Genomic DNA, 6,264 nt, shown 5'->3' with positions numbered 1-6,264 from the left:
GACACCAGCGAATCGCGTCGAGGTAGTGCACGCCCCAGTTCCCCATTTGCGAACTGTAGTCCTGCCACCAGCGAAATTTGTACGGAGCGATGTTGTCTTGATAGGGTTGCTCGGCACGCGGGCCCACCCACATGTCCCAGTCCAAATGGGCAGGTGGCTTGGACGTGGGAAGTTTGCCGATGCCAGCGGGAGCCATGTTGCTGAGCCGGTACGCGCGTGAGACGCAGACTTTGCCCAGCAAGTCGTCCTGCACCCGCCCGGCCAATTCGTGATACAGGGGACTGCTGCGGCGATGCGTGCCGACCTGCGTGACTCGATTGAATTTGCGGGCGGCGTTGACCATCGCTCGGCCTTCGACGATCGTCGCCGACAATGGTTTTTCGACATAAACGTCCTTGCCCGCTTGGCAGGCCTCGATCATCTGCAAGGCGTGCCAGTGATCAGGGCTGGCGATGACCACGGCATCCACATCGGATTGTTCCAACAATTCGCGATAGTCGCCGGTTTGATAGACGCTGCTTCCCGCCGTTTCACCGGCCTTTTTCGCAGCCGCTGCCAATGCATTGGAATCCACATCACAGACCGCGACAGGCAGGCAATCTTTGTGCTCGGCGAAGGCTTTCATCAGTTGACTGCCACGGTTGGCGACGCCGATGAATCCCAAACCGACTCGGTCGTTGGATCCCGCTGCCCGAGCACGCGACAATGCCGTTCCGGCGGAAAGCACAAAGGTGGTCGCGGCCGTTTTCTGGAACCCACGACGAGAGACGAATGGCGATTTGGGGACGGAGTGGGACTTGGGCATGATTTCCTCGAGGTGGGAACGAAAGGCGGGATGCGTCGGCGGGCCAGACATTTTACCCGGCCGAGGTGCCAAAGTGTCGCTACTCAGCACCTGACATCCAATTGGATTTGTGGGACGATGCCCCAGGAGTTTGGCCTCACGAACCAGCAATTTGCTGGAATCGTATGGTTCGCTCCTCCGCAGATATCGCACCATCGCATTGATCCACTCCAATCGACTCGTTTCGACAAAAGGATTGCTCGTGACCACTCGTATGCCCCGCCCCTCAGCCCCTCGTTCTACCCGCAGGGCTCGCCTGCAGGGTTGCTCTGGAATTGTTCTGGCCGGCCTGTCTTCGCTCGGCAAATCCGCTGCGAGCTTGGCCTTGATTGGCACGGCTTTGTATCCCGCGGTCGTCTTGGCGGAATCGCCTGGCAAAACCAGCCAAACGGTTGCCAACAAAGTCTCTGGCATCGACCAGTCTCTATTCAGCGCCACCGTCGAACCTGGCCAAAACTTCTACCTGCATGCCAACGAACAGTGGTTGGAGAACACGCCGATTCCATCGGACAAATCCAACTACGGAATCTTCACCGTGTTGGATGACGCGACACGGTCCCAAGTCCGAGCGTTGATCGAACAAGCGGCGGAATCCAAAGCAGAAAAAGGCACCCCCGCGCAGAAGGTCGGCGACCTGTATCGCAGCGTGTTGGATCTCGAGAAACGCAACGCTCTCGGCCTCAAACCCCTTCAACCCGTCTTGGACATCGTCAATGGATTGAAATCCAAAGACGACCTGGGTGCCACGATCGGTCGTCTTTCTCGTGTCGGCGTGGGAGCGCCCCTCGGTGCCTACATCAGCGTCGACGCCAAAGCCAGTGACACGTACACCGTGTATTTGTCGCAATCCGGATTGTCGCTGCCTGATCGCGATTACTACCTCGAAGACGACCCGCAATACGTGTCCGCTCGCGAAGCATTGCAGGTCTACATCAAAGACATGTTGCAGGTTCTGTCGGTTGATTCCGCCGATGAATTGGCTCAACAAGTCGTCGCCATCGAAACCGAACTGGCAAAGAACCAGTGGACCAAGACCGAAAATCGCGATCCGGAAAAGACCTACAACAAATTCACGCTCGCGGAAGTCGACGAGACGATCGAAGGCTTCGATGTTCCCGCCATGACTCATGCAGTTGGACTGACCGAACAAGACGCCTTTGTGGTGCGGCAACCCAGCTACATGGAATCACTCAGTGCGACCTTTGCCAACCACAGCCTCGAAGCGTGGCAAGCGTACTTCCAGTTCCATGCCATCGACGCTTACGCGTCCGCACTGACCGAAGACCTGGAACGACGCCACTTCGAATTCCACGACAAAACCATCTCGGGAATCGATGAGCAACAACCCATGTGGAAACGAGCGGTCGACTTGACCGGCAGCGTATTGGGCGAGGTCGTCGGGCAGCTTTACGTCGAGAAGCACTTTGCTCCCGAAGCCAAGCGTCGCATGAACGAACTGGTCGAGAACCTCAAACGTGCCTTCGCTGAACGCATTGAATCTCGCGACTGGATGAGCGAAGGAACGAAGAAACAGGCTCTCACGAAACTTGGCAAATTCCACACCAAGATTGGTTACCCCGACGAGTGGAAGGACTACACCAAACTCGAGATCACCGATGAGTCTCCCGCGACCAACTTGATCGCCGCGTCGATTTTCGAAACGGAGCGTCAACTCGCCAAATTGGGTGGGCCGATTGATCGCAATGAATGGCACATGACGCCTCAGACGATCAATGCTTACTACAACCCGACGATGAACGAAATCGTCTTCCCGGCTGCGATCCTGCAACCGCCATTTTTCAACTTGGCTGCCGATGACGCGGTCAACTACGGCGGCATCGGCGCTGTCATCGGCCACGAACTTTCACACGGATTTGATGACAAAGGCAGCAAGTACGACGGCGATGGGAACCTCGTGAACTGGTGGACGCCGAAAGATCGCGAAGAATTTGAAAAGCGCGCCTCGGGTTTGGTCGACCAATACAACGAGTTCAAACCGTTCGAAGACATGAACGTCAACGGCGAACTGACGCTAGGCGAAAACATCGGGGACCTGGGCGGACTGAGTGTCGCCTACGAGGCTTATCGCTTGTCGTTGGAAGGTCAACCAGCCAAGGTCATCGACCAACTGACCGGCGATCAGCGGTTCTTCCTTGGTTGGGCCCAGATCTGGCGTCGCCTGTATCGGGAACCTGAATTGCGGAAACGTTTGATCACGGACCCGCACAGCCCCAGCGAATACCGCGTCAACGGAATCGTCCGCAACATGGACGCTTGGTACGAAGCATTCCGGATCCACGAAACCGATCCGCTGTACATCGCTCCGGAAGAACGCATTCGGATCTGGTAGACAACCTCACCGCGTCGTAACGGCGCCGCGATTGGCTCGCGAAAAATCATCGCGAGCCAACGCGGGCAGGTGCGGAACCAGCCATCCCGCCTCGCTCGCCCAGCTTAACAATCCTTTCGAAAAATCGGCCTCCGATTCGCCCCGAAGGTCGCCCCGCTGGTGAGCCTTCGAATCAACTCACCTTGACCAGTAAATTCCCGTGGGGATACCCTCTGCGGTTTGAATTGCAACCATTTTGTTTTTTGGACCCAACGATGAGCAGTAGCCCGTTCGAGATTTTTCGACGCAACCACAAGCCAATGATGGTCTTGTTGACTTTGTTGGCATTGTTCGCGTTCGTCGTCTTGCCCGCGTTGGACACTTACCTGCGGCGAGGAGGCGGAACCAATTCGGACCCGGTCGTCGCAGAATATGACGGTGTCACATTGACGCAAAGCCGCGTCGCCCGCACCACGCAGCAGCACCGTGCTGTCGTTGGCTTCCTGAGTGACTTGGGTCAAGAAACGATCCGGCGTGGCGGCGTGCCACAGGTCCCTGGTTTTCAATACGACCAAGAATCCGGGCAAATCCAATCGATTGGGATCGATGCGAATCCAAGCGAAGAAGCCACCATCAACACGATGCGGTTTTACAGCGAAGCCAAGAAGGCTGGCTTCGAACTGGATGACACGTCCGTTCGAAACTGGCTGAACCGCTACACGGATGGATTGCTCAGCGACAACGAAATCGGCTCGATGCTGATGCAGTTCACCAAGAACCAAATGGGCCCCATCCAACTGTACGAACAGTTGCGAATGCATTTGTTGGCGGACCTCTACCAACGCAGTGCGATGGTCGGATTGATGAACGGCCGCATGCCGGTCAGCACGCCGCTGGCGCAATGGCGAAACTTCCTAAAAACCAACCAATCGGCAACGATCGACGCTTACGGCGTGTTGGTGGCGGAATACCTCGACCAAACGGATGAATCCCCCAGCGAATCAACCATCAAAGAAGTCTACGAAGCCGGGAAAGACTTGCTGGCTTACCCCAACGACCAAAGCCCCGATCCCAAGTTCCGTCGTCCAGATTCGGCCGAAATTGAGTTCGTCGTCGCTGATCTCAACGAGTTCGTTGAACGAGAAAAAGCCAAGCTGACCGAAGAAGAAATCCGCGCCGAATACGAACACCGACTCGCCGGTGGCGATTTCCAATTGCCGGTCGAAGAAACCGAAGACGCCACCGCTGAACTCGAAGCGATGGAAGCCGAAAACGCGGCGGAAGAAACAACCGAAGAATCGCCCGCTACCGAAACAGAAGAAACGGCTGCGGAAGAAATGACCGAGGAAACGGAAGCCGAAACTGAGCCCACCAGCGAAGAAGCCAGCGAACCCACCTCTGAGGAAACCACTGCAGAAGAAACTCCCGCCGAGGAAAACACCGCGGAAGAAAGTTCGGAAGAACCCGCCAGCGAAGACAGCTCCATGCTCCGTTCCGACGACGAAGCCGTCCAATTGGTTGCGTTGCAAGAAGATGACACCGAGGAAACTCCTGCGGACGAGGCTTCAGCCGCTGCAACCGACGAAGACGAAATGGAATTGGGCGATGGACTCGAATAGGACGATGCTCCCGCCGAAACCAAACCTCAATCGTTTGAGGACGTTCGCGACGCGATCGCGACTGACATGGTTTCCGAAACCGCTCGTCAAAAACTGGACCAAACCATCACGGAAATGAACGCGTTGATGCGGGACTACTTCAGTGAATTGGCTGTCCATGAAAGCAATGTCGCCGTCGGCGTTTCGAAAGCAGAAGAAGCTCCCACCCGTCCTGACTTGAAAGCGATCGCGGAAGAAAAGGGACTCGGTTACGGCACCACTGGCCTGGTCAATCGTGTTTCGGTCAGCGAAGAACCGATTGGCGAATCCTATGGGTTGGGCCAATCACTGCAACAACGTGGAGCTCCTTACTACGCGATGATGTTCGGTGCCGCGATGCAAGACGGTTCGTCCATCCCGCCGCAACCAGTCTTCGCTCCCCTGCGTTCGGTCGACCTGGAAAACGCAAAGTCGTATGTCTCTTGGAAAACCAAAGACATCGAAGCCTACACCCCTGAACTGGACGAAGTTCGCGAAGAAGTCATCCTGGCGATCCGAACCGATGAAGCCCGTCGCTTGGCCCAAACCGCCGCCGAAAAGATTGCTGAAGCGGTTGGACAAGGCAAAAAGCTGACCGAAGTCGTCCCGGAAGGCAAGAAAGACAACCTGCACACCGGACTGGGGCCATTCAGTTGGTTGAACATGGTCGGCATGATGCAGACTTCGATCGGGAACGTCCCCGAACTGAATTCGGTCGGAGAAGAATTCATGCAAACCGTCTTCCGCACCGAAGTTGGTGGGGCCAACGTCGCCCCCAACGCACCGCACTCGGTTTACTACGTGGTACAACCCACCGAGTTCCAACCCGAGACGGAACAGTTGCAAGAACAATTCAGCCAACCGCAACAGCGCTTCATGGCTCAACTGATCGGCGATGATGGAGCGACCAACATCGTTCGCGGTTTCTTTGAAACCATCAACGAACGAACCGGTTTTGAGATCAAACTCGGCGAAGACCGTTAGTGGTCTGTTCGGAAGATGAGTTACGGCCGTAGCGGAAGTCGTCAAGACATTCGGTTTTCCAGCAACCAACGAAACTCGTGACGAGTTCCGCTACCCGAAAATTGAGTTGGCACTGAATTCTACAATCGCTGCTGGCGCGCCAGTCGGTCGCCGCGGCGGTTGAACCAAGCGAACGCGAGTGTGGCCACGATCGCGGTGACCACTCCCGCCGCCGCGAAGGTTCCGATCCAACGCACCCCAATGGGGTCTTTTGACGTTGGAGTTCGATCGACCCAGCGACCAGCCATCAACAATGGCGCAAATTGCTCGCCGCCATGCGAGGCCATCAAGTCGGACTCGTAACTCCACAAGCGATAGAAAAAACCTTCTACCTGAACCGGCTTGGAAATCGTTCGCGACAGAGCATTCTCTTCAGCGAGGAAGGCGGGCAACTCGGCCGACACGATTGTCACCGGATAACGATTTTCCAT

At 56.3% G+C, this 6,264-nt stretch carries 4 protein-coding genes and 1 pseudogene; 3 read left to right on the top strand and 2 right to left on the bottom strand.

The annotated features are described in order from the left end of the window. Positions 1-805 (bottom strand): Gfo/Idh/MocA family protein (locus ACF8AM_RS16290; protein ID WP_392556649.1); only part of this gene is annotated, 805 nt, incomplete at its 3' end. Between the two features lie 151 nt (positions 806-956). On the opposite strand from ACF8AM_RS16290, the gene ACF8AM_RS16285 reads away from it, so the two are divergent. The 3 genes from ACF8AM_RS16285 to ACF8AM_RS16275 all read left to right on the top strand — a co-directional run bounded on the left by ACF8AM_RS16285 (position 957) and on the right by ACF8AM_RS16275 (position 5,794). After that, a complete protein-coding gene (locus ACF8AM_RS16285; protein ID WP_392556650.1) occupies positions 957-3,194 on the top strand; it encodes a M13 family metallopeptidase in 2,238 nt (745 codons plus the stop codon). A 254-nt stretch (positions 3,195-3,448) separates the two neighbouring features. Beyond that, a complete protein-coding gene (locus tag ACF8AM_RS16280) occupies positions 3,449-4,792 on the top strand; it encodes a hypothetical protein (protein ID WP_392556648.1) in 1,344 nt (447 codons plus the stop codon). Between the two features lie 66 nt (positions 4,793-4,858). Continuing rightward, positions 4,859-5,794 carry a hypothetical protein gene (locus ACF8AM_RS16275; RefSeq protein WP_392556647.1) on the top strand — a complete coding sequence of 312 codons (936 nt, stop codon included), beginning with the start codon at positions 4,859-4,861 and terminating at the stop codon, positions 5,792-5,794. 119 nt (positions 5,795-5,913) lie between these two features. Here ACF8AM_RS16275 and ACF8AM_RS16270 read toward each other — a convergent pair. Then, a pseudogene (locus ACF8AM_RS16270) lies at positions 5,914-6,264 on the bottom strand (LapA family protein); the annotation flags it as partial.

The sequence above is a fragment of the Rhodopirellula sp. JB055 genome (assembly GCF_043100905.1).
GTDB lineage: Bacteria > Planctomycetota > Planctomycetia > Pirellulales > Pirellulaceae > Rhodopirellula.
Note: the sequence above shows the minus strand (reverse complement) of the source record. Positions and strands in the feature narration are given on the sequence as shown.